The sequence below is a fragment of the Herbaspirillum sp. BH-1 genome, from assembly GCF_002870055.1.
Taxonomy (GTDB): Bacteria; Pseudomonadota; Gammaproteobacteria; order Burkholderiales; family Burkholderiaceae_D; genus Herbaspirillum; species Herbaspirillum frisingense.
This window is the reverse complement of the sequence record NZ_PKOI01000001.1, coordinates 135,109-155,177: the sequence shown is the minus strand read 5'-3', so window position 1 is coordinate 155,177 and position 20,069 is coordinate 135,109. Positions and strand designations below refer to the sequence as shown.

17 protein-coding genes are annotated in these 20,069 nt (G+C 66.8%); 7 read left to right on the top strand and 10 right to left on the bottom strand.

Going from position 1 to position 20,069, the window contains the following annotated elements; genetic code table 11:
* The first annotated feature begins 502 nt into the window (after nucleotides 1–502).
* Both HBH1_RS00750 and HBH1_RS00745 read left to right on the top strand, forming a co-directional pair.
* Nucleotides 503–991: a (2Fe-2S)-binding protein gene (locus HBH1_RS00750; protein ID WP_102661205.1), complete on the top strand. Its 489-nt coding sequence runs from the start codon at nucleotides 503–505 to the stop codon at nucleotides 989–991.
* Nucleotides 988–3,933: a c-type cytochrome gene (locus HBH1_RS00745; protein ID WP_102661204.1), complete on the top strand. Its 2,946-nt coding sequence runs from the start codon at nucleotides 988–990 to the stop codon at nucleotides 3,931–3,933. Before HBH1_RS00750 ends, HBH1_RS00745 begins: the two co-directional genes overlap by 4 nt.
* Before the next feature lie 58 nt (nucleotides 3,934–3,991).
* Here the strand turns inward: HBH1_RS00745 and phnN are convergent, their stop codons facing one another.
* The 3 genes from phnN to HBH1_RS00730 all read right to left on the bottom strand — a co-directional run bounded on the left by phnN (nucleotide 3,992) and on the right by HBH1_RS00730 (nucleotide 7,857).
* Nucleotides 3,992–6,028 (bottom strand): phosphonate metabolism protein/1,5-bisphosphokinase (PRPP-forming) PhnN, encoded by a 2,037-nt coding sequence (gene phnN / locus HBH1_RS00740; RefSeq protein WP_102661203.1) that lies wholly within the window; start codon nucleotides 6,026–6,028, stop codon nucleotides 3,992–3,994.
* Nucleotides 6,025–6,858, bottom strand: a complete 834-nt coding sequence (gene nadC / locus HBH1_RS00735) for a carboxylating nicotinate-nucleotide diphosphorylase (protein WP_006465058.1) — start codon at nucleotides 6,856–6,858, stop codon at nucleotides 6,025–6,027. Before nadC ends, phnN begins: the two co-directional genes overlap by 4 nt.
* A 177-nt stretch (nucleotides 6,859–7,035) precedes the next feature.
* Nucleotides 7,036–7,857 carry an FRG domain-containing protein gene (locus tag HBH1_RS00730; RefSeq protein WP_233207481.1) on the bottom strand — a complete coding sequence of 274 codons (822 nt, stop codon included), beginning with the start codon at nucleotides 7,855–7,857 and terminating at the stop codon, nucleotides 7,036–7,038.
* 135 nt (nucleotides 7,858–7,992) lie between these two features.
* Between HBH1_RS00730 and HBH1_RS00725 the strand changes: the two genes are divergently transcribed.
* The 5 genes from HBH1_RS00725 to HBH1_RS00705 all read left to right on the top strand — a co-directional run bounded on the left by HBH1_RS00725 (nucleotide 7,993) and on the right by HBH1_RS00705 (nucleotide 12,290).
* A complete protein-coding gene (locus HBH1_RS00725) occupies nucleotides 7,993–8,574 on the top strand; it encodes a MarR family winged helix-turn-helix transcriptional regulator (RefSeq protein WP_102661202.1) in 582 nt (193 codons plus the stop codon).
* A gap of 285 nt (nucleotides 8,575–8,859) precedes the next feature.
* Complete coding sequence (locus HBH1_RS00720) at nucleotides 8,860–9,864, top strand: ABC transporter substrate-binding protein (protein WP_102661201.1); 1,005 nt, start codon at nucleotides 8,860–8,862, stop codon at nucleotides 9,862–9,864.
* An 11-nt stretch (nucleotides 9,865–9,875) separates the two neighbouring features.
* The gene (locus tag HBH1_RS00715) at nucleotides 9,876–10,730 is read left to right on the top strand and encodes an ABC transporter ATP-binding protein (protein ID WP_006465062.1); all 855 of its coding nucleotides are present in this window, start codon (nucleotides 9,876–9,878) and stop codon (nucleotides 10,728–10,730) included.
* Nucleotides 10,723–11,529, top strand: coding sequence for an ABC transporter permease (locus tag HBH1_RS00710; RefSeq protein ID WP_102661200.1), 807 nt, complete (start codon nucleotides 10,723–10,725; stop codon nucleotides 11,527–11,529). The genes HBH1_RS00715 and HBH1_RS00710 overlap by 8 nt, the downstream gene beginning before the upstream one ends.
* 11 nt (nucleotides 11,530–11,540) lie before the next feature.
* Nucleotides 11,541–12,290, top strand: a complete 750-nt coding sequence (locus HBH1_RS00705; RefSeq protein WP_039876815.1) for an ABC transporter permease — start codon at nucleotides 11,541–11,543, stop codon at nucleotides 12,288–12,290.
* Between the two features lie 98 nt (nucleotides 12,291–12,388).
* Here HBH1_RS00705 and HBH1_RS00700 read toward each other — a convergent pair whose 3' ends face one another.
* The 7 genes from HBH1_RS00700 to HBH1_RS00670 all read right to left on the bottom strand — a co-directional run bounded on the left by HBH1_RS00700 (nucleotide 12,389) and on the right by HBH1_RS00670 (nucleotide 20,067).
* Nucleotides 12,389–12,808 carry a hypothetical protein gene (locus tag HBH1_RS00700; protein WP_006465065.1) on the bottom strand — a complete coding sequence of 140 codons (420 nt, stop codon included), beginning with the start codon at nucleotides 12,806–12,808 and terminating at the stop codon, nucleotides 12,389–12,391.
* A 146-nt stretch (nucleotides 12,809–12,954) separates the two neighbouring features.
* The gene (locus HBH1_RS25590; RefSeq protein ID WP_102661199.1) at nucleotides 12,955–13,902 is read right to left on the bottom strand and encodes a methyl-accepting chemotaxis protein; all 948 of its coding nucleotides are present in this window, start codon (nucleotides 13,900–13,902) and stop codon (nucleotides 12,955–12,957) included.
* Between the two features lie 82 nt (nucleotides 13,903–13,984).
* Nucleotides 13,985–15,583, bottom strand: coding sequence for a dynamin family protein (locus HBH1_RS00690; RefSeq protein WP_102661198.1), 1,599 nt, complete (start codon nucleotides 15,581–15,583; stop codon nucleotides 13,985–13,987).
* The gene (locus tag HBH1_RS00685) at nucleotides 15,580–16,860 is read right to left on the bottom strand and encodes a GTPase (protein ID WP_102661197.1); all 1,281 of its coding nucleotides are present in this window, start codon (nucleotides 16,858–16,860) and stop codon (nucleotides 15,580–15,582) included. The genes HBH1_RS00690 and HBH1_RS00685 overlap by 4 nt, the downstream gene beginning before the upstream one ends.
* A 17-nt stretch (nucleotides 16,861–16,877) precedes the next feature.
* Entirely contained in the window at nucleotides 16,878–18,047 is a 1,170-nt protein-coding gene (locus HBH1_RS00680) for a benzoate/H(+) symporter BenE family transporter (RefSeq protein WP_102661196.1), read from the bottom strand.
* Between the two features lie 155 nt (nucleotides 18,048–18,202).
* Entirely contained in the window at nucleotides 18,203–19,576 is a 1,374-nt protein-coding gene (locus HBH1_RS00675; RefSeq protein ID WP_102661195.1) for an MFS transporter, read from the bottom strand.
* Between the two features lie 77 nt (nucleotides 19,577–19,653).
* The gene (locus HBH1_RS00670) at nucleotides 19,654–20,067 is read right to left on the bottom strand and encodes a RidA family protein (RefSeq protein WP_102661194.1); all 414 of its coding nucleotides are present in this window, start codon (nucleotides 20,065–20,067) and stop codon (nucleotides 19,654–19,656) included.
* Between the last annotated feature and the right edge of the window lie 2 nt (nucleotides 20,068–20,069).

Genomic DNA, 20,069 nt, shown 5'->3' with positions numbered 1-20,069 from the left:
GACGCCCGACCGCACCAGTTCGAGACCGCGCAATGCAGCATGGAAATTCGTGATTTACTTGGCATTATTGAGTGTGTACACTGTTTTTCAACAAGGCCGGGCGAGGCTGCGGGACAGCCTGTCCGCAGGCGGGCATACTGGCCGCTGCAAGCGCATTGGCATGAAGGATGCTTCATGCGCTGACGATAGAGATCCAAGGCAAGGCCCTCGTAGGGCCTGTTCACACTAAATCTGCGAGATGCGTTGCGCCCAGAAGGCGTGGTGGCAAGGCGCGCGGCAAGGCTGGTGGTGGTGCCACCAGCCTTACCGTGCAACGCCGCTAGCGCGCCTTCTGGGCGCAACCCTCCGGGAGAGGCCGGCAAGCGTCGCCTGCCGTTGTTGCAGCTCCTTGCCGTAGCACCACTACGGCGCGTCGCTGCGCCTAGGCAGACAACGCTTGACGACCTCTCGCACTCGCAGATTTAGTGTGAACAGGCCCTATGGCACCACGACACCAGAGACCATGCACAAGCAAGAACCCATCACCTTCCACGTCAACGGCCATGCGGCCACGCTGGACATTGCCGCCGACGCGCCGCTGCTGAACGTATTGCGCAACGACCTTTGCCTGAACGGCCCCAAATTCGGCTGCGGCCTGGGCGAGTGCGGTGCCTGTACCGTGCTGGTCGATGGCGTGGCGGCCCGCTCCTGCGTGATCCCGCTGGCCGGGGTGGCCGGACGCAACGTCACCACGCTGGACGGCCTGGCCCAGGAGGGACGGCTGGACCCGGTACAGCAGGCCTTCATCGATGAGCAGGGCGCGCAATGCGGCTACTGCATGAACGGCATGATCATGACCCTCAAGGCCCTGCTGCTGCGCTCGCCCAGCCCGACCGAGGACGAGATCCGCAGCGAACTGGACTTCAACCTCTGCCGCTGCGGCACCCATGTGGAAATCATGCGCGCCGCCCTGCGCGCGGTCGAACTGCAGCGCCAGGGTGCGGCGCAATGAGTGCGCCCCTGCCCCGGCAGATGGCCGGCCCGCTGGCCACCGGCGGCGCAGCCTCCCTGCGTCACGCCCGCCTGGCCCTGCCGCCGCGACTGGACTGGCAGCAGTCCCTCTACACCGGCGCCCGGCTGCAAGGCCTCGACAGCGAGGCCGCGCTGCGCTGCCCGGGCGCACCACAGGTGGTGCAGCGCCGGCATCTGGTGGCTGTCGTGGCCGACAGCGATGAACAGGCCCGCCAGGCATGCAGCCAGTTGCGCCTGCGCTGGAGCGACGCCACGCCGCAGGACGGCACCCCACGCGTGCGCGCCGCGCAGACACTGCATGCCCGCGGCCAGGATTCCAGCGGCCTGCACGACATCACCATGGACGCCCACTACCAGTGGCGCGATGGGGAATCCGCATCCTCTACCCTGTCATCGTCCCCTTTCCCCGCCACCGGCATCGTCGCCATGGCCAGCCCGATGGGCGCAAACCTGCGACTGGACCTGCCCTTCGGCAATCCCGCGCTGATCGCCATGGAAGTGGCGGCCCTGCTGTCCCTGCCCGTGGCCCAGGTGGAGGTACGCAGCCACCGCCCGCCGGCCAGCGCGCAGGAGCGCAGCGCCGCCAGCGACGTGGCCGGCGTGGTGGCGCTGCTGGCCCTGCAATGCGGGCAGGCCGTCTCGCTGGTGCTGGAGCCGACCAACTTCGCCAGCAGCCCCACCTCGCTGCAGCTGCATGGCGAACTGGACCAGGATGGCCGCCTCGGCAGCTACCACCTGCATATCGAACAGGACGCCCCGCCGCCGCCGCTGGCCTGGCTGCTGACGGAAACCGCCTATGCGCTGGAGGATGCCAGCGACCCGCGCGACGGCGCCGCCCTGGCCTCGCCCTACGACTGGCAGGCGCTGGAGATCATCGGGCCGCAAGGCGCCGCAATCCCGTTGGCGGCGAGCACCTTCGCGCAGGAAATCTTTTTCGATGAACTGGCCCAGCGCATCGGCGAGGACGCCGTGCAATACCGTCTGCAGCACCTGCCCGATGCGCATGGCGCGGCGCTGGTGCGCTCGGTCGCCGAGGGCGCGGGCTGGAACGGTCCGGCCCGGCAGGTGCAGGGCGACATCCTGCGCGGACGCGGCTTTGCCTATGCCAGCACGCTGGAACAGGAACAGGGCCAGCCGGTACAGAGCTGGTCGGCCTGGGTGGCCGATGTGGAATACGACCGCGCCTCCGGAGAACTGAGCGTGACCCGGGTCACTGCCGGCCACGACCAGCGCGCGGGGACGACAGCGGCCGCCGCCCATGCCGCTGACGATCTGCTCGATGAAAAACAACGCGCCCTGCTGGGCGAACAGGCCAGACTGGCGATGGCGCAGACGCTGGCGCCGGACCAGGGCTTCGATGCCTGGTCACGCGAACTGCGCCCCCTGCCGGGCCAGGCCAGCGCCAGCCTGCCCCAGGTCGACCTCATCGATGGCGGCACCACGCCGGCGCTGCGCGACATCCAGCTCAAGGCGGGCGGCGCCTTCACGCTGCCGGCGGCGGCGGCGATTTCCAATGCCATCCATGCCGCCACCGGCGTACGTCTGCGCGAGGCGCCGTTTTCGGGTGAGCAGATCAGGCTGGCACTGGAACATCAAGAGGGTTCGGGCCAGCGGCCGGGCGGCTGGCGCCGCCTGCGCAAATACGGCTGGCTGGGGGTGGCAGCGGCGGCACTGGGCGCCACGCTGACCCTGGCAATGCCCTGGCGCGCCGAGATCGCACCGGTGGCGCGGCCTGCGGCCGACCTGTATTCGGCCGCCACCATCGAACGCGGGCGCCGGGTGGCGCTGGCCGGCGATTGCGCGGTCTGCCACACGGCCCCGGGCGGGGTCGCCAATGCCGGCGGCCATGCCCTGCAGACGCCGTTCGGCACCGTCTTCAGCACCAACATCACGCCCGATGAAAAGACCGGCATCGGCAACTGGTCCTATACCGCCTTCGAACGCGCCATGCGCGAAGGCATCCACCGCGACGGACGACATCTCTACCCGGCCTTCCCCTACACCGCCTTCGCCAAGATCAGCGAAGCCGACATGCAATCGCTGTACGCCTACCTGATGGCCCAACCGGCGGTCTCCAGCACGCCGCCGGAAAACGATCTGCGCTTCCCCTTCAACATGCGTCCGCTGCTGGCCGGCTGGAATCTGCTGTTCCACAAGAATGAGGTGTTCCAGCCCGACCCGGACCGCTCGGCCCTGTGGAATCGCGGGGCCTATCTGGTGGAAGGCGCCGGTCACTGCACCGCCTGCCATTCGCCGCGCAATGCCCTGGGCGCGGAACAGGGCGGACGCCAGTACCTGGGCGGCGGCACGGTCGATGGCTGGGAAGCCCCGGCATTGACGGCGCTGTCGAAGTCGCCCACGCCCTGGACCGAGGATGAACTGTTCAGCTACCTGCGCAGCGGCTTCTCGGACCGCCACGGCATTGCCGCCGGACCGATGGCGCCGGTGGTGGCCGAACTGGCGCAACTGCCGGCCGGCGACGTGCGCGCCATCGCGCATTACCTGGCCTCGTTCCAGGCGCCGACCACCAGCACCACAACACCGGCACCCATCACCACGAGCAGCCTCAACGAGAGCCAGAAGCTGTCGCAGGCCAATGGCAAGCGGCTGTTCCAGGGTGCCTGCGCGGCCTGTCACATCGAAGGAACGGGACCGACACTGTTCGGCGTGCGGCCCTCGTTGCGGGTCAATACCAACCTGCACAGCGACACCCCGGACAATCTGATCCACGTCATCCTGCACGGCATCCGCGAACCGGCCAATCCGGCGCTGGGCTACATGCCGGGCTTTGCCAACAGCTTCAGCGATGCCCAGGTGGGTGATCTGCTGGCCTATCTGCGCAGCGAGTTCGCCACCGGCAAGCCGGCCTGGGAAGGCGTGCCGGAGAGCATCGCCCGCTCTCGCGCACAAGCCGGACATTGAGCGTGACATTGCAGCGGCGCCCCGCGTACGGGGCGCCGCTGCCATTTCCGTCCAGCCTTCAGTGGCCGACCAACACCACCGGACTGGCCAGAGCCTGCAGTTCGGCACCGACCAGCTCCAGGTGCGCAGCGCTGGCGGCATGCACCCGCAACAGCGCCTGCCCGGACTGCACCCGCTCACCCACCCGGCACAGCAAGTCCAGCCCCGCCCCCGGATGCGCCGGAGCGCCGGCGGTACGCGCCAGTCCGGCGATGGCCCAGCCATCGACCTGGCTGATCACGCCGGCCTGGCTGGCATGCCAGGTCAAGACCTCGGCGCAGGGCGCGGCCTCCACCTGGGGTGGCCCCTGGGCGGCGATGATGCGCGCCAGCGCGGCCTGGGCCGCACCGCTGTCCAGCAGTTCGGTGGCCTTTTGCAAGGCGACGTCGACCTCCCCCAGACGCGGATCGAAGGACAACAGATGCGCCGCGAACAGCAGTGCCTTGGCACGCAAATCCTGCGGCGCCTGTGGATCGCCCGCCAGAACCTGGCGGATATCACGCACTTCCAGTGCCGGACCGATGCCGCGCCCGATGGGCTGGCTGCCATCGGTGGCCAGCGCCCGCACTTGCATGCCCAGCCCCTGCCCTACCTGTTCGAACAGTCGGCACAACTGCTGCGCCTGTTCCAGCGTCTGCTGCTTGGCATAGGGACCGTACGGCACATCCACCACCAGATGGGTGACGCCGGCAATCGCCTTCTTGGACAGGATCGAGGCCACCGACCAGTGCGCCGTCTCCAGCCCGTAGGGCCGGGTGATACGGTTCATCACCTCGTCGATGACGGAATGGCTGATGCGACCATTCCAGGCGATGCAGGCCCGGGCCTGGCGCACGCAGCGGCGCACGGCCTCGCCATCCAGGTCGACATTGGCCAGCAGGGCCATGGTGTCGGCTGTGCCGGCGGCCGAGGTGATGGCGCGCGAGGACGCCTTGGGCATGGCCAGCCCCCAGGCCGCCACGATCGGCACCACGATGGGCGTGATGCGGCTGCCGGGGACACCGCCCAGGGAGTGCTTGTCGACCACCATGGGCTCGTCCCAGCTGATACGCCGGGCCATGCGGCTGCGTGCCTGGGCCAGCGCCAGGGTTTCTTCGGCATCCAGGCCACCGGTGATGGAGACCAGCAAGGTGGTCAGCTCGGTGGTGCTGTAGCGACCATCGACGGCATCCTGCAGGATGGCCTGGTACTGATGCGCCGGCAGGCGTTCACCGCGCAGCTTGCGGCTCCACAAGGGACGGCTGGCCGGGGCCAGCAGGCGCAAGGCCTGCACCGTCTGAGCCGATCCAAGGCGCTGGCGCAAGCCTGCGGGCAGCGCCAGCCAGGGGCTAGCGTCGTGGCCGCCGTCGGGCCAATGATGGATGCGCACGTCGACCATGGCACCGGTCGCAGCGCGCAGGCGCAGGCGCGTGCCGGCCGCCCAGTGGCGGGGATGGGCATAGGCCACCGCCTCCTCCCCGGTCTCCACCGGCGCGGCGCGCACCACGCAATGTTGCAAGGGGGCGCGCAATACCGCCAGCAGGCGGGCGATGCCGGTGGCGGTATCGCTGTCGTTGGCCACTGTCTGGCGCAGGATGCCGGGCGGCGCTGGGTCGACCTGGCGCTGCAGGCGCGCCAGGATCTGCGCATGATCCTCGCGCCCGCGCCCGGCAATGCGCTGCGCCAGCACCTCGGGCGGGGCCGAGATTTCCACCACCACCAGGCTGGGCAGGCGCTGCGCCAGCGCTTCCACGGTGGCGCGCGAGCCATTGGCCACGACGTGGCGACCCGCTGCCAGCTCGGCCAGCAACTGACCCGGCAGGCCATAGGACAGGCCGTGCGCCTGCCAGGTCAGCAGGAATTCGCCCGCCGCTGCACGGGCGGCGAAGCCGGCTTCGGTCTCGGCGTCATGGTCTTCACCGGGGGCACCGGCCGGCCGCGTGATCACGCGGCGGGCGAAGACATAGGGCGCATCGGCCAGCGCCTCGCGGGCGCCGCTCATCAGGGTGTCCTTGCCGGCCCCGCTGGGGCCGACCACCAGGAAGAAGGTGCCGGGCGCCGTGCTGGCCGGGCTCATGCTTCGTCCAGGCCGATGTCCACGGCCGGCGCCGATTGCGTGATCTTGCTGGTGGAGATGTAATCCACCCCGGTCTCGGCCACCGGGCGGATGGTGGTCAGGCGGATGCCGCCGGAGGCCTCGACCTTGACGCGACCATCGACGATGCCGACCGCTTCGCGCATGTCGGGCAGGGACATGTTGTCCAGCATGATCACGTCCACCCCGGCGGCCAGCGCCTCGCGCACCTGTTCCACGCGGTCGCATTCCACTTCCAGCTTGGTCAGTACCGGCAGCTTGCGACGCACCCGGGCCACTGCTTCCTTGATGCTGCCGCAGACGGCGATGTGGTTGTCCTTGATCATGACGCCGTTGTCCAGCGCCAGGCGGTGGTTCAGGCCGCCACCGCAGAGCACAGCGTGCTTTTCCAGCATGCGCAGGCCGGGGGTGGTCTTGCGGCTGTCGATGAGCTGCGCCCGGGTACCGGCGATCTCGGCCACGTAGCGGGCGGTCTCGTTGGCGATGCCCGACAGGCGCTGCACCAGGTTCAGTGCGGTGCGCTCGGCGGTCAGGACGCTGCGCGCATTGCCCTTGACGGTCAGTAGGATGGCACCGGCCTCGACCCGGCTGCCGTCGGCGTGATGCACCTGTACCGCCAGCGTGGCGTCGTATTTGCGGAAGACCCGGGCGGCCACCTCGATGCCGGACACGATCAGGGATTCACGGGCATTCATGACGAAATGGCCCTGCTCGTCCGGCTCGATCATGGTCTGCGCGGTCAGGTCGCAGGCGCCGATGTCTTCGGAGAGCCACAGGTCGATCAGTTTTTCGGTGGCGTAATGGTCGTACATGGTGAATCCTTTCGTTGGCGTGGTGAGGGGCTGGCTGGCCCCGAAATGAATGGCAACTGGAATAGCGACTACAATTAAGTTAGATATCGAACTATTTAAGAACGGACTTCGGAGCGGCGGATGTGATGCAGGGTGTTCAGGACTCCTGGAAAAAGGGACGCGGTGGCAACGTCGGGTTCAGCTCTTGCCCAGCCTGGACTGGTAATCGACGATCAGTTGCTCCCACACCATCTCCAGCTCGTAGTCGATGGAGCGGGCCAGGCCATCCAGGCCGGGGAAGAGCGTGGCGGCGGTGATGTTCATCCGGTACAGCGCCCGCAGCGCCGGCTCGCGCAACGCCGCCGGCAGGATGAACTTGCGGATCAGCGGTTCGCTGGCCTCGTAGCCGGCCAGCAGGCGCTCCAGCGGTGCCTCCAGCGTGCCCGGCACCACCAGGATGCCGGACTGCGCCACCAGGCGCGCATCCATCTGGTTGGGTTCACCGAACCACACCAGCGGCAAGGCGTTGCCGGCGAAATAACGCTGGTAGCTGTCGGGCTTGCGCAGGTCGATGGCTTCGCGGTTGAGCGTCGGATCAAAGCGCGGCGCCGCCTTCCACAGGGCCGGGGTATTGAGCGCATAGACGGCGGCATCGCCATGCAGTTGCTGCATGGCAAAGAAGGCCGCCACGAAGGGGGACTTGGTGAAATCGATCAGCCGCGTCGGCGCGCCATGGTGTTGCATCAGCGCCAGGCAGCGCAGGTCATCGTCCAGCACCGCCGCGTCATGCAGGAAGACATGGGCCTTGCGCCGGAATACGCGGATCGCCCGCTCCTCGCGCAGGGGCCACAACGAGGGATCGGGGCAATAGCGCGCTAGGTGCCGGGTCAGCGAACTGACCAGCGGCCAGCGATGATCGGCCTGGCCACGGAATACCCAGCCCTCCAGCTGGTCGCTGGCGGCAGCGAACTCATCCCAGCTGGACAGTACGACCTGATCGATGGCAGTGGCGAGAGACATCATGACCCCGAAAATATTCTTCGATATCTACGATTATGCAAGATGCAGGCCAGCCTGTCACGGTGGCTAACCCTGCCCTCCCTGAGCGGGCTGCAAATGGGTATGATTGCGTTATCTTAGATTTCTGATGAAATGATGAAAGCCACACGATCCCGGCCACTGGCCGCCGCCCCGGTCGAACAAGATGAACCGGATGAACTGGAACAGGCGCTACAGGCCCTGGCCGCCGAACGCGTCGCCCACCTGGTCAAGGATGCGGCGCGTGCCTTCATCCGCAGCCTGCAGATCCGCCTGGCGCCGCATGCGGTCAGCTACGGCCACTGGACCATCCTGCGCGTGCTGTGGGAACACGACGGCCTGTCCCAGCGCGACCTGGCCGAGCGGGCCGGCGTGAGCGAGGCCACCACCGCCACCGCCCTCAAGTCGCTGGAAGCCATCGGCTACGTGGAGCGCACCCATCTCCCGGGCGACAAGAAGAAGGTCCACGTCTTCCTCAGCAAGCAGGGCCGCGCCCTGAAGAAGAAGCTGGTGCCGCTGGCCCAGGACGTCAACGACCTGAGCCTGGAGGGCATCAGCGAGGAAGAGCTGGAGACCACCCGCAAGGTGCTCATCGCCATGGCCCTGAACCTGGCGCGGGACGAGCGCCAGGCGGTGGAATCCGGCAAGCGCATGCCCTCCACCCAGGAGGTCGGACGCCTGGCTTCCGGGCTGGGCTGAACCTCCCCGGCGCTGCCCCATCCCTGTGCAGACGCACCAGCAAGTGACGGGCGGGCAGCATAATTGCACCATCGGAGAAAGCGCCGTGGCTTGTCGGCCATGCATCTCCTTCGACACATGTTCTAAGATATCTAACTATATTTTGCAGACTGCAAAAGGACTTTCAGACGATTTTTTGATCGATATCTAAGCTTGGCACGTCGTTTGCATTGACAGCATCAAGTGCTTGCAGGTACGCCCCTTGCGAGTATCCGATTGCAGTGTCCATCACGTGTCGAGGAAATCATGAAAAGCTTTTGCAAGAACCTGCAAGCTGTAGTGTCTCTCAGTGCTGCCCTGGTTGCAGTGGCTGTACCAGTCGCCCTCCCCGGTCTGGCCCGCGCCGAAGAAATCTCGGTCACGCAATGGGGCACCAGCCTCTACGGCCTGCCCTATGCGATTGCCATCGAGCAAGGCTATTTCAAGAAGGCCGGGGTGGATATCACCGGCATCCTCACCTCTGGCGGCGGCGGCACCACGGTGCGCAACATCCTGGCCAGCAAGCTGCCGTATGGCGAAGTGGCGGTCTCGGCCGCGCTGGCCGCACAGCGCCAGGGGCTGGACGTGGTCATCGTCAATACCGGCACCCGCAGCGTGGCTGAAGCGTCGGCCGTGACCATGCCCAACTCCCCCGTCAAGAGCATCGCCGACCTGGCCGGCAAGAAGGTCGCCATCACCTCGCCCAAGGGCGTGTCCGAAATGCTGCTGCTGATGGCACTCAAGGCCAAGGGTGTGGATGCGGCCCAGGTGCAGCGCGTGGCCTCGGGCGGTTACATCAACGGCCTGACCATGCTGGAGCAGGGTTCGGTGGCTGCGGCGGTACTGATCGAACCACTGTCCATCGTGCGCAAGGATAAGTACCGCACCGTCTACAGTGCCGGCGAGGTGCTGCAACCGATGACCACCTCGGTGGGCATCACCACCCGCGCCTATGCCAAGGCCCATCCGGAGACCATCCGCGCCATCATCGAAGGTCGCCAGCAAGGCGTGCGGGCGGTGTACCGCGATCCGGCCGCCGCCGCGAAGCTGCTGGAGAGCAGCTTCAAGCTCAGCCCGGAGGTGGCGCGCGAAGCGGTGGACAACATGGTGCGCGCGCGCATGTGGAGCGAGGGCGACTTCGACCAGGCCGAACTGGACCGCATGACCGACGGCCTCAAGCTGATCGGCGAGATCAAGGACAACGTGGAATGGGACAAGCTCATCGACAGCAGCATGCTGCCGCCGTCCATCAAGGTCAAGAGCAAGCTGTGAGGGAGTCCGCCATGAAGAGTGAACACACCGTCTTGGCCGCCGAGGCCCTGCTGCAGGACAGCCCGGCCACCACGCCCCGCGTGCCGCACGCCGTGCTGCAGGGTGTCACCCGCAAGTTCGGCAAGGCCGGCAGCGTCTTCCATGCGCTCGGCCCGATCGACCTGACGCTCTACCAGGGCGAGTTCTTTTCGGTGGTCGGCCCTTCCGGCTGCGGCAAGTCCACCTTGCTCGATACCCTGTCGGGCCTGGCCTCGCCCTCCGACGGCACGGTGCAGTTCGAGAACCGCGAGGTCAAGGGCGTGCCCGATGGCGTGGGCGTGGTGTTCCAGGAAGACGCGTCCTTCCCCTGGCTGAACGTGCGCGACAACATCTCCTTCACGCTGCGCATGCGTGGCATGGAGGGCGCCGAGATCAAGCGCCGGGTCGACTACGCGCTGGCCTTCATGGGCTTGAAGGATTTCGCCACGGCCTACCCGGCGCAACTCTCGGGGGGCATGCGCCAGCGCGTGTGCATCGCCCGCACGCTGGTGCAGCAGCCGCGCCTGATCCTGCTGGATGAACCCTTTGGCGCGCTGGACCAGCAGACCCGCCTGCTGATGGGCGACGAACTGCTGCGCCTGTGGCGCGAGACCGGCGCCACGGTGCTGCTGATCACCCACGCGCTGGACGAAGCGGCCATGCTGTCGGACCGGGTCGGCGTGATGTCCTCGCGGCCGGGCCTGTTCATCGACATCGTCGAGACCGGCTGGCCGCGTGACCGCGATAGCCGGGTGGTCTCCACACCACGTTTCGGCGAGGTCAATGCCCGCCTGTGGGAGCGCCTGCGGGTGGAGTCGTTGAAGGTAATGGGAGCCAGCCATGGCTGAAGCAAGCTCTGCTCACACCGCTGCCGCCAGCCCGGCGCGCAGGTCGGCACACCAGCTCGATGGCCTGGTCCGCATTGCAGTGGTGATCGTACTGATCGGGCTGGTGGAACTGCTGTGCCGCAGCGGCCTCATCCAGCCCACCACCATGATCGCGCCCTCGGCCATGGCCCGCCACGCCTGGGAAATCCTGCGCGAGGGCAAGTTCGACAAGGACATCGCCATCAGCCTGGCCAACATCGGCGCAGCCACGGTACTGGCGGTGATCCTCGGGTTCATCTGCGGCCTGCTGCTGCATGCGCTGCCGGGCCTGCGCAGCGCTATCGAACCCCTGCTGGCCAGCTATTACGCGGTGCCGACCTTCATCTTCTATCCGGTCTTCATCGTGCTCTTCGGCGTGGGCTCGGCGCCCATCATCGCCATCGCCGTGCTGCTGGCCATCGTCACCATGATCACCGCCACCCTCAACGGGCTGGACCGCATCCCGCGCGCCCTGCACAAGACCGCCCGGGTACTGCGGCTGACACCCTGGCAATCGGCGGTGCGCGTGAAGCTGCCGGCGGCACTGCCCTACCTCTTTACCGGGGTGAAGCTGGTGGTGGCCTATGCCTTCATCGGCGTGATCGCCTCTGAGTTCATCCTCTCGGGCTCAGGGATAGGCTATGCGATCGGCTATGCCTACAACAACTTCGAGAACAACGACATGTATGCGCTGATGTTCCTGGTGCTGGCCAGCGTGACCCTCGTCAACCTCCTGCTGAACGCGCTGGACCGTCGCCTGCAGGCGCGCCTGCGGCGCTGAAAGGACAAGCCATGAAACCGATGCGCGAGATGCAAACCCCGCTGCTCTACGCCCTGCTGGCGGCCGGCCTGGCCGTATCCTGGCAGGGCCTGTACTGGATCAATGGCGGCAGTGCGCTGGCTTCGCCGGGGCAGGCCGTGCTGACCCTGGGCAGCATGATGCAGACCAGCGAGTTCTGGCTGCATGCGCTGGAAACCGGCAAGGCCCTGCTCTACGCCCTGCTGATCGGGCTGGTGGGCGGCCTGGCGGCGGGCCTGCTGCTGGGCGTGAACCGGATGGCGCGCGATGTCTCCGAACCCATCCTCCTGAACATGTACGCCATCCCCAAGGTCACGCTCTATCCGCTGGTGCTGCTGGTGTTCGGGCTGGGCCTGTCGGCCAAGGTGGCCTTCGGGGTAATGCACGGCATCATCCCCATCATGGTCTTCACGATGAATGCGATCCGCCAGATGCGCCCGGTGCTGTTGCGCGCCGGCCAGTCGATGCGGCTGACGCGCCGCCAGTCGCTGCTGCATATCGTGCTGCCGGCCATCCTGCCGGAAATCACGGCCGGCCTGCGCCTGGCGTTTTCGCTGACGCTGCTGGGGGTCCTGATCGGGGAGATGTTCGCCTCGCAGCGCGGACTGGGTTTCCTGCTGACCAATGCCATGAACCTGGGCGACATCCGCACCATCATGGCGGTGGCATTGCTGCTGTCAGTCTTCGCCCTGGCCTGCAACGGCGGCCTGATGTGGCTGGGACGACGCCTGTCGCCGCGCTGAAGCGCGGACTGGCCTGGACGGTTCCCTTGTGTCTGTGTTGGACACATTGATCCTGTGTGGAAACACACAGGATCTTTTTTGCGTCAGCAAGGACCTGTTCAGTTGTCCTGATGCGCCCAGTTGAAGCTCAGCGAAGTCGGCTTCTGGCCCACCTCCACCTTGCTGGTCTTGGTGACGCCGTTGTAGTCCGCCTTCACCTCGTAGTGACCGGCCGGCAACTTGAGATTGGTCATCGGGCCGGCGCCGGGCAGGCTGAAGACGGTCTTGCCCTGGCTGTCATTGACGCTGAGCTTGACGTTGCTGACATAGGCGCCATCCTTGGCTTCGGAGAACAGCAGGCGCAGGTTGTAGTCCTTGGCCGCCTCGCGCAGTTTGCTCTGTTCGCCCGCGCCGATGCCGCCGTTCATGTAGGCCACGCTACCCTGGGTATCCTGGGTCTGGGCCTGTGCAAAAGGGGCCGCCATGCCGGCCAGACCGAAGACGATGGCGCTGATGGCGGTGATCTTGTTGATATCCATGATGGCTCTCCTTGTACGTAGATGAAGACTTGAAGGATCAAGAGACGAATCACGACGCCACTGTCGAGCTGGCGCCGTCAGATTCACTCTAGTGACATAGACTTAACTGATCCTTAACCCCGCAAAAGATTCCACCCGCACGCCGCTCAATCGATGCGCAACACCCGCGCCGTTCCCTGCTGCAACAGGAGCTGCACTTGCTGCGACAGACCCGCCGCCACCTGCGACTGCCGTGCCAGGGCGTCGTTGATGCCGCCGACGATGGCCACACGCTTGCGGGCGCCATCGATGACATCGGCCATCGCCACATGCGCCTGGTCCGCGCTGTGGCGCCCGAGCGCGGCCTGCGAGGCCGCCGCCTCGGCCTCGCGCAGGGCACTGCCGGAAGACTGGCTCAGCGAGGTGGCGATCTTGCCGATCTCCTTGCTGGATTGCCCGACCCGGCCGGCCAGCCGCTTGACCTCGGCCGCCACCACCGCGAAGCCGCGCCCGCTCTCGCCGGCACGGGCCGCCTCGATGGCCGCGTTCAATGCCAGCAGATTGGTCTGGCTGGCGATTTCATGGATGGTCTCGACGATCTTGCCGATGGTCGCAGCCTGCTCCACCAGGGCACGGTAGGTCTGCAGCGAACCATCGATATAGCGGCTGATGGTGGCCACCGCCGTCACCGTCTGCTGCACGGCGGCCACCGCGCTGTCGACACTGCCACCGGATTGCCGCGCCACCACGCCGGCGCGTGCCATGTCGGCGATGGTCTGCTCCAGCAGGGCCACCAGATCCTGCACGCGCGCATGCAGATCCTGCATGCCGGCTTCGGCAACCATGTAGCCCTGGCTGGCCTGCTCCACCGGTAGCGGCGGCACCAGCTCGGTGGCCGGCGGCAGCATCTGCGCCACCGCCAACTCCGTTCCGCGTCCGCGCAGGCCAGTACCGCCTATCAGCAGACCAAGCGCCGCCAGCGGCAACAGCAAGGCCAGCGCCTGCGCACCCACGTCATGGGCGGCGTTGAACAGGCGCCAGCCGGCGCCGACGATCAAGACGACCGATATGATCGATACGGCCAGGCATAGCCGTTTGAGATTGTTCTTCCACATGCTGCTTTCCTCCCTGATGCTGCGTTTATCGTTTTTTATAGGGGTGTTGCCATGGTCCTGCCGTACATGCGCTCAAGCGTGGTCACACCTCCTGCGCCGGTTCACGCAATTGGCTCGCGCCTGCGTGCAGGCCACGCAGAAGGGACGCGATCTGGCCCAGGCGGCGCTGGCCGTCCAGGATGATCTGCTGCTTGTGCTGCAGCGCCTGATCCAGCGCCTGCAGGCCGGCCGCGCAGCGCTCGGCCAGGTCACCGGCCATGCGCTGCAGGCTGTCCTGCACGGCGGCGCCCAGGGTCTCGTACAGCTTTTCATATGCGGCTGGCAAGCCATCGGTCGGCGCACTGTCGTAGCCAAGATCGGCCGGCAGGTGCAGCGCGCTCTCCAGGGTGGGCAAGATGTGACTGTCCAGGCAGGCCTGGGCGTGTTGGGTGGCCGCCTGTTGCAGGGCTGCGTTCAATGCAGCCACCACTGCCGCTACATCGGCCACCCCGGCATGCGCTTCCAGCAGATCGGCCAGCTGCGGCATCACCTCGCGCCAGGCCTGTTGCACCAGACGCGCCTGCCGGGCCGGCAGGCTGTCCAGTTCTTCTTGCACCTGCTGGCGCAGGGCAGTCAGGGCCGGCATGGTCTGGTTCAGCAAGGGGGCTTCCACCTCCTCCTGAAAATGATGCAGCAGGACTTCGGCCGGCTTGCGGGCGCGATAGGCCAGCGCGGGGGCCAGCAGTTCCAGCAGGGCCGCATAGAGACGCTCGAAACCGGCGCCGGTCATGGCCTCTGCATCGGCGCCCGTGCTGCGCGCCACGTAGGCCGAGACCGACACCGCCGGCTTCAGCTGGGCCGCCGCCACGCCCAGCGCCTGCAGCTTGTCGGCGGCGCGGTGGCCGACATCGGCTTCCTGGTCGGCGCGGTTGGCGTCGGACTTGTTGCGCAGGCACTTGACGATCTGGCCATCGACTTCGTCTTCGTCGATCACATCGCTGCGCGTCACCACCGGCAGCAGTGGCTTGCCCCGGCGCAGTTCGCGGGCCAATTCGTCGAGTTCCTGCACCTGTCCCGGCGAGGTCGAACTGGTCAGCCACAGCACCGCATCGGCACTGTCCAGGAAGCGCTGGGTCAGGGCCGCATTGTCATCGGTGGCCGAATGCAGGCCGGGGGTATCCAGCAAGACCAGTCCATCGCCCAGACACACCCCTTGCAGGCGCGCCGTGGTCTCGGTGGCGCCCTCGTGGAAGGCCTCGTCCGAGGCCAGCAGCTGGCCGCCCTGCAGATGGAAATACTGCACCGCCTGCCCATGCTGCCGGAAGCGTTCGGCCAGGAAGTTGCACAGCGAACTCTTGCCGGCATTGAACTTGCCGAACACCAGCACCATCAGCTTGCCCTCGAAGCGCTGCGCCAGGGCGCGTGCCGGTGCCAGTGCCAGCCATTGGGCTTCGCGCTGCTGATGCTGCTGCGCCAGTGCCTGATGCAGGGCGCCGATGCGCTGCGCCAGCACGCTGCCGGGTTGCAGGCCACCGGCCTCGATCCGGCCGGCCGTGAGCGCCACATCCAGCGAGGCCAGCCAGTCGCGCAACGCGGCGAGGAGGGTTGCCACATCCGCTTCGGCTCCGCCGGAGCTGCCGGAGCTGCCGGAGCTGCCGGAGCTGCCAATAATGTCGATGAAACGCTGTTCCGACGTCTTCATGCCAGCTCCACCGCGCGCAACTGCTCCAGCGCGTCTGCCGCGCGGGTGACGGCATGCAGCTCGGCGTCGGCGTGCGCCACCGCCTGCACCAAGGCCTGGCGATCTTCCGACAGTTCGTAGTAGTGCAGGAAGGACTGCGTCATCTGCCCGCGTCCGACCGGCTCGCAGAAACGGCGGCGCAGGTCGGCGCGGTATTTGATGGAAATGCCCATGACGGCCACCATCACCGTATCCAGGCTGGTGACCGAGGTCCGCTGATCGGCCGGCAAGCCCTCTACCCCGTGCTTGATGAGATGGGCGCGGATGGCGATGCAGGCCCGCGAATAGGCGACGTGGATGCGCGCCCGCTCGCGCTTGCCGGCGGTGAGCTTGAATTCGTCGGCGGCCGTGTCCGGCACCAGGGCCGGGTCGTCGCCTTCCACCTCCAGCACCGGCAGCAGGTCCTGATGCACCTTGTCCAGCACCGCCTCCAGGCCTTGTTCGAAATCCTGGCGCTGCTGGTGCTGCTGTTGCCGCAGTGCCTGCAACTGTGTTTGCGCGCTGCGTTGCTGGTGCTGCAGTTGCTGGTCGATCTCGTCCAGCAGCAGCGCGCGCTCATGGCGCCGCGCCGCCGGGACCTGTGCCGTGACATCGCGCAGCCAGGCCTGCAGGGCGGGGATGCCGCTCTTTTCCAGCAACAGCTTCTTGCCGCCTTCGATGCCGCTGCGGTGGCGCGTGGACGACACCGGATGGAGCGTCAAGCCCGGCGCCTGCGCGGCGATGGCGTTGCTTACCCGCTCCAGTTGCGCTTCGTCGGCCATCTGGTCGACCTGGGTCAGTACGAACAGGGTCTGGCGACGCGTGCGCTGCTGGTCGTCGCGCAGGGCCTGCAACAGCGCGCGCTCGGCCGCATCCAGTTCGCCCTCCTTGGCGGCATGCACGAACAGGCGGATATCGGCCTGCAGCCAGGTCGCCTCCTGGGCATGGCTGTCGTCCTGCTCGGCCACGTCGGCGTCCAGCCCGGGGGCATCCAGCCAGCGCACATCGGCATGCCGGTGTTCGGACAGGCGCACCGTCTCGCGGCGGTCGGCGACGGCAAAGACGTCGCTGCCCATCAGTTCGTTCAACAGGCGGCTCTTGCCGTGGTTGTACTTGCCCACCACGGTCACCGTGGCGGGCGCGGCCCGTTGCGCCAGCACCCGCAGTCGCGCCAGGTCATGCGCGCGACCGGGTGCCACGGCGAGGATCTCGCTGGCCAGGGGGGCGAAGGGGTCGGAATATCCGGTATTTTTTTGCATTGCAGTCTCCATGCAGCTCAAGCTGTTTTTCTGGGGTGTCCGATCAGCCAATAGGCGGCCATGCCGAACACCACGCCCCAGAAGGCCGCGCCCAGTCCGAACAGGCTCATGCCCGAGGCCGTGGCCAGGAAGGTGATGACGGAGGGTTCGACATAGCCGCCCTCCTCGCTCATCAGGCGGATGTTGGAAACGATGGCGCCGATCAGGGCCAGACCGGCCAGTGCGGCGATCAATTCCTTGGGGAAGGCGGTGAACAACTTGACGATGGAAGCCGCAAAGGTACCGCCGATGAGATAGAACACGCCATTGGCGATGCCGGCCAGGTAGCGCTTGCCGGGCTCGGGATGCGCATCCTTGCCGGTACAGAGGGCCGCCGTGATGGCCGCCAGGACGATGGTGATGCCGCCGAAGCAGGCGGTCACCAGCGAGGCCAGGCCGGTGCCGGTGACCACGGCGCGGGTGGGCGGATGGTAGCCGGCCAGCTGCAGCACCGCCATGCCGGGCAGGAACTGTCCGGTCAGGCTCACCAGCACGAGCGGGATGGTAAAGCTGAAGAACACGCCCAGGCTGAACTGCGGTGCGATGAAGACCGGCTGCGCCAGTTCCAGCCCCAGCTCGCCGAGATGGGTGCGACCACTGGCAAAGGCCACCGCGAAACCCACCAGCGCCACCACCACGATGCCGTAGCGCGGCCACCAGCGGCGCCCGGCCAGGTAGGCGGCCAGCATGACCAGCACCAGCAGAGGTGCCTCCACGCTGGAGCGGAAGGCCTGCACGCCGAACTGGAACAGGATGCCGGCCATCATGCCGGCGGCGATACCCTTGGGGATGAAGGCCAGGATTTTCTCGAAGTAACCGGTCACGCCGATGAGGATCAGCAGCAGCGCCGCCATCACATAGGCCCCCACCACCTCGGGCATGCTGATGCCGGGGAACAGGCTCAGCAGCAGTGCCGTCCCGGGGGCCGACCAGGCGGTGATGATGGGCAGCCGGAACCACCAGCTCAACAGCAGGCCGCTCACCCCCGCCCCCATGGAGATGCCCCAGACCCACGACACCAGTTGCGCGGTCGAGACCTGACCGGCGTGCGCGGCCTGCACGAAGATCACCAGCGGCCCTGCATAGGAAATCAGTACTGCCAGGAAACCGGCCACCCACGCCGTGAGCGAGCCTTGTCGATGGACCATGAATCGTTCCTTGCTGCATGCTGCCTGCCCTCAAGCGACAGGCAACGACACGGGAGGGAGCCGGCTGTGTCCTGCCCCCCCCTAATGTTCAAAAGGCCAGGCGCTGCGATGGCCAAACCATCGCAGCGCCGAGCCGCCGTCCTGAAGTTGCGATCTTAAACGCTGCGCGACACCGATGCTGGCGACACGCCGCTCGCGCCGACACTGTGGGCACTGGCGCCCTGGCCGGCATGCCGGTAGCGCAGCATGAAGATGCCGATCGCCAGCGCCGCCACCAGACCAGGGATGGCGAAGACCAGGAAGTTCATCTTCAGCGGCAGGGCTGCCGCCATCAGCGCACCGCCCAGCAAGGGGCCGACGATGGCGCCCGAGCGGCCCACGCCGGAGGCCCAGCCCAGACCGGTGGAACGGATCGCCAGCGGGTAGAACTGTGCGGTGTTGGCATACAGCAGGATCTGCGTGCCGATGGTGGTGGCGCCCGCCACGATGATGAGCAGGTACAGCACCGGCGTGGGGCTGTTGAAGCCCAGCAGCGCAATGGCCACGGTCCCCACGGCGAAGAAGCTGATCACCACCTTGGGCAGGGTGAAACGGTCGCCCAGCCAGCCGCCACCGATGGCACCGACCACGCCACCGAAGTTCAGGGCCAGCAGGAAGGACAGCGAGGAACCCAGGCTATAACCGGCGCTGGCCATCAGCTTGGGCAGCCAGGAACCGAGTGCATACACCATCAGCAGGCAGCAGAAGAAGGACACCCAGATCATCAGCGTACCGACGCTGCGGTCCTGCTTGAACAGGTCCAGCATGGGTGCACCGGCACCCTTGGCCTCGGCCTGCACCAGTTGCGTATCGGCAGCGATGCCGGCCAGCGGGGCGACTTGCGCCAGCATGGCGCGCGCCTGCTCATGCTTGCCCTGGCGCAGCAGGAAGCCCACCGATTCCGGCAGCTTCCACAGGATCAGCGGCAGCAGCACCAGCGGCACGGCGGCGGCGAAGAACATCGACTGCCAGCCGAAGTTGGGCAGCATCCAGATGCCCAGGCCGGCACACAGCACGCCACCCAGCGAATAACCACTGAACATGATGGCCACCAGGGTGCTGCGCAAGCGCTTGGGCGCGTACTCGTTCATCAGCGCCACGGCATTGGGCATCAGGCCGCCGCAGCCCAGACCGGCCAGGAAGCGATACACGCCGAACTCGGTGGGCGAGGTCGAGAAGCCGCTCAGGAAGGTGGAGACGCTAAAGAGCACGAAGCTGATCGCCACGCCCTTCTTGCGACCGATGCGATCGGCCAGCGGGCCGAAGATGAAGGCGCCGAACATCATGCCGAACAGGGCATAGCTGCCCAGTGCGCCAGCCTGCACCGGCGACAGGCTCCACTCCTTCATCAGCACCGGCAGCACGGCGCCGTAGATGAACAGGTCATAGCCGTCGAACACCAGCAGCAATGCGCACAGGCACATCACCATCCAGTGGAATTTGGTAAAGCGCGCGCCGTCGATGATCTGGCTCACTTCCAGGGTCTTCATAGGGTTCTCCTCCGTCGTTTCGGTTGTAGTCCGTTGTTGTACGTTGTTGTGTCTTGTGTATCCGGTACTGCCGTTGCCTAGTGCCTGGTCCCCTCGTGTCGCAGATGCGCCACCGCCTTGATCTCGACGATGTAGCCGGGTGCGCCGCCCAGCATGTGGGCGCCGATGGCGGTCCAGGCCGGCAGCGGGTAGCGCGTCAGGTAACGGTTGCGCACCTTGATGAACAGCGGCAGGTCGCGCATGTCGGTGTGGAAGCTGGTGAGGTCGACGATATCGTCCAGCGTGCCGCCGGCGGTCTCCAGCACCTGCTTGAGGTTCTCGAAGGCCTGCACGATCTGGGCTTCGCGTGGCTCCACCAGTTGCATGGCGTGATTGCGGCCGATCTGGCCGGACACATACAGGGTGCTGCCCACCAGCACGCCGGGGGCATAACCGATCTTTTCGTAGACGTCTTCCATTCCCTTGGGAATGATGGCCTGGCGCTCTGGCATGG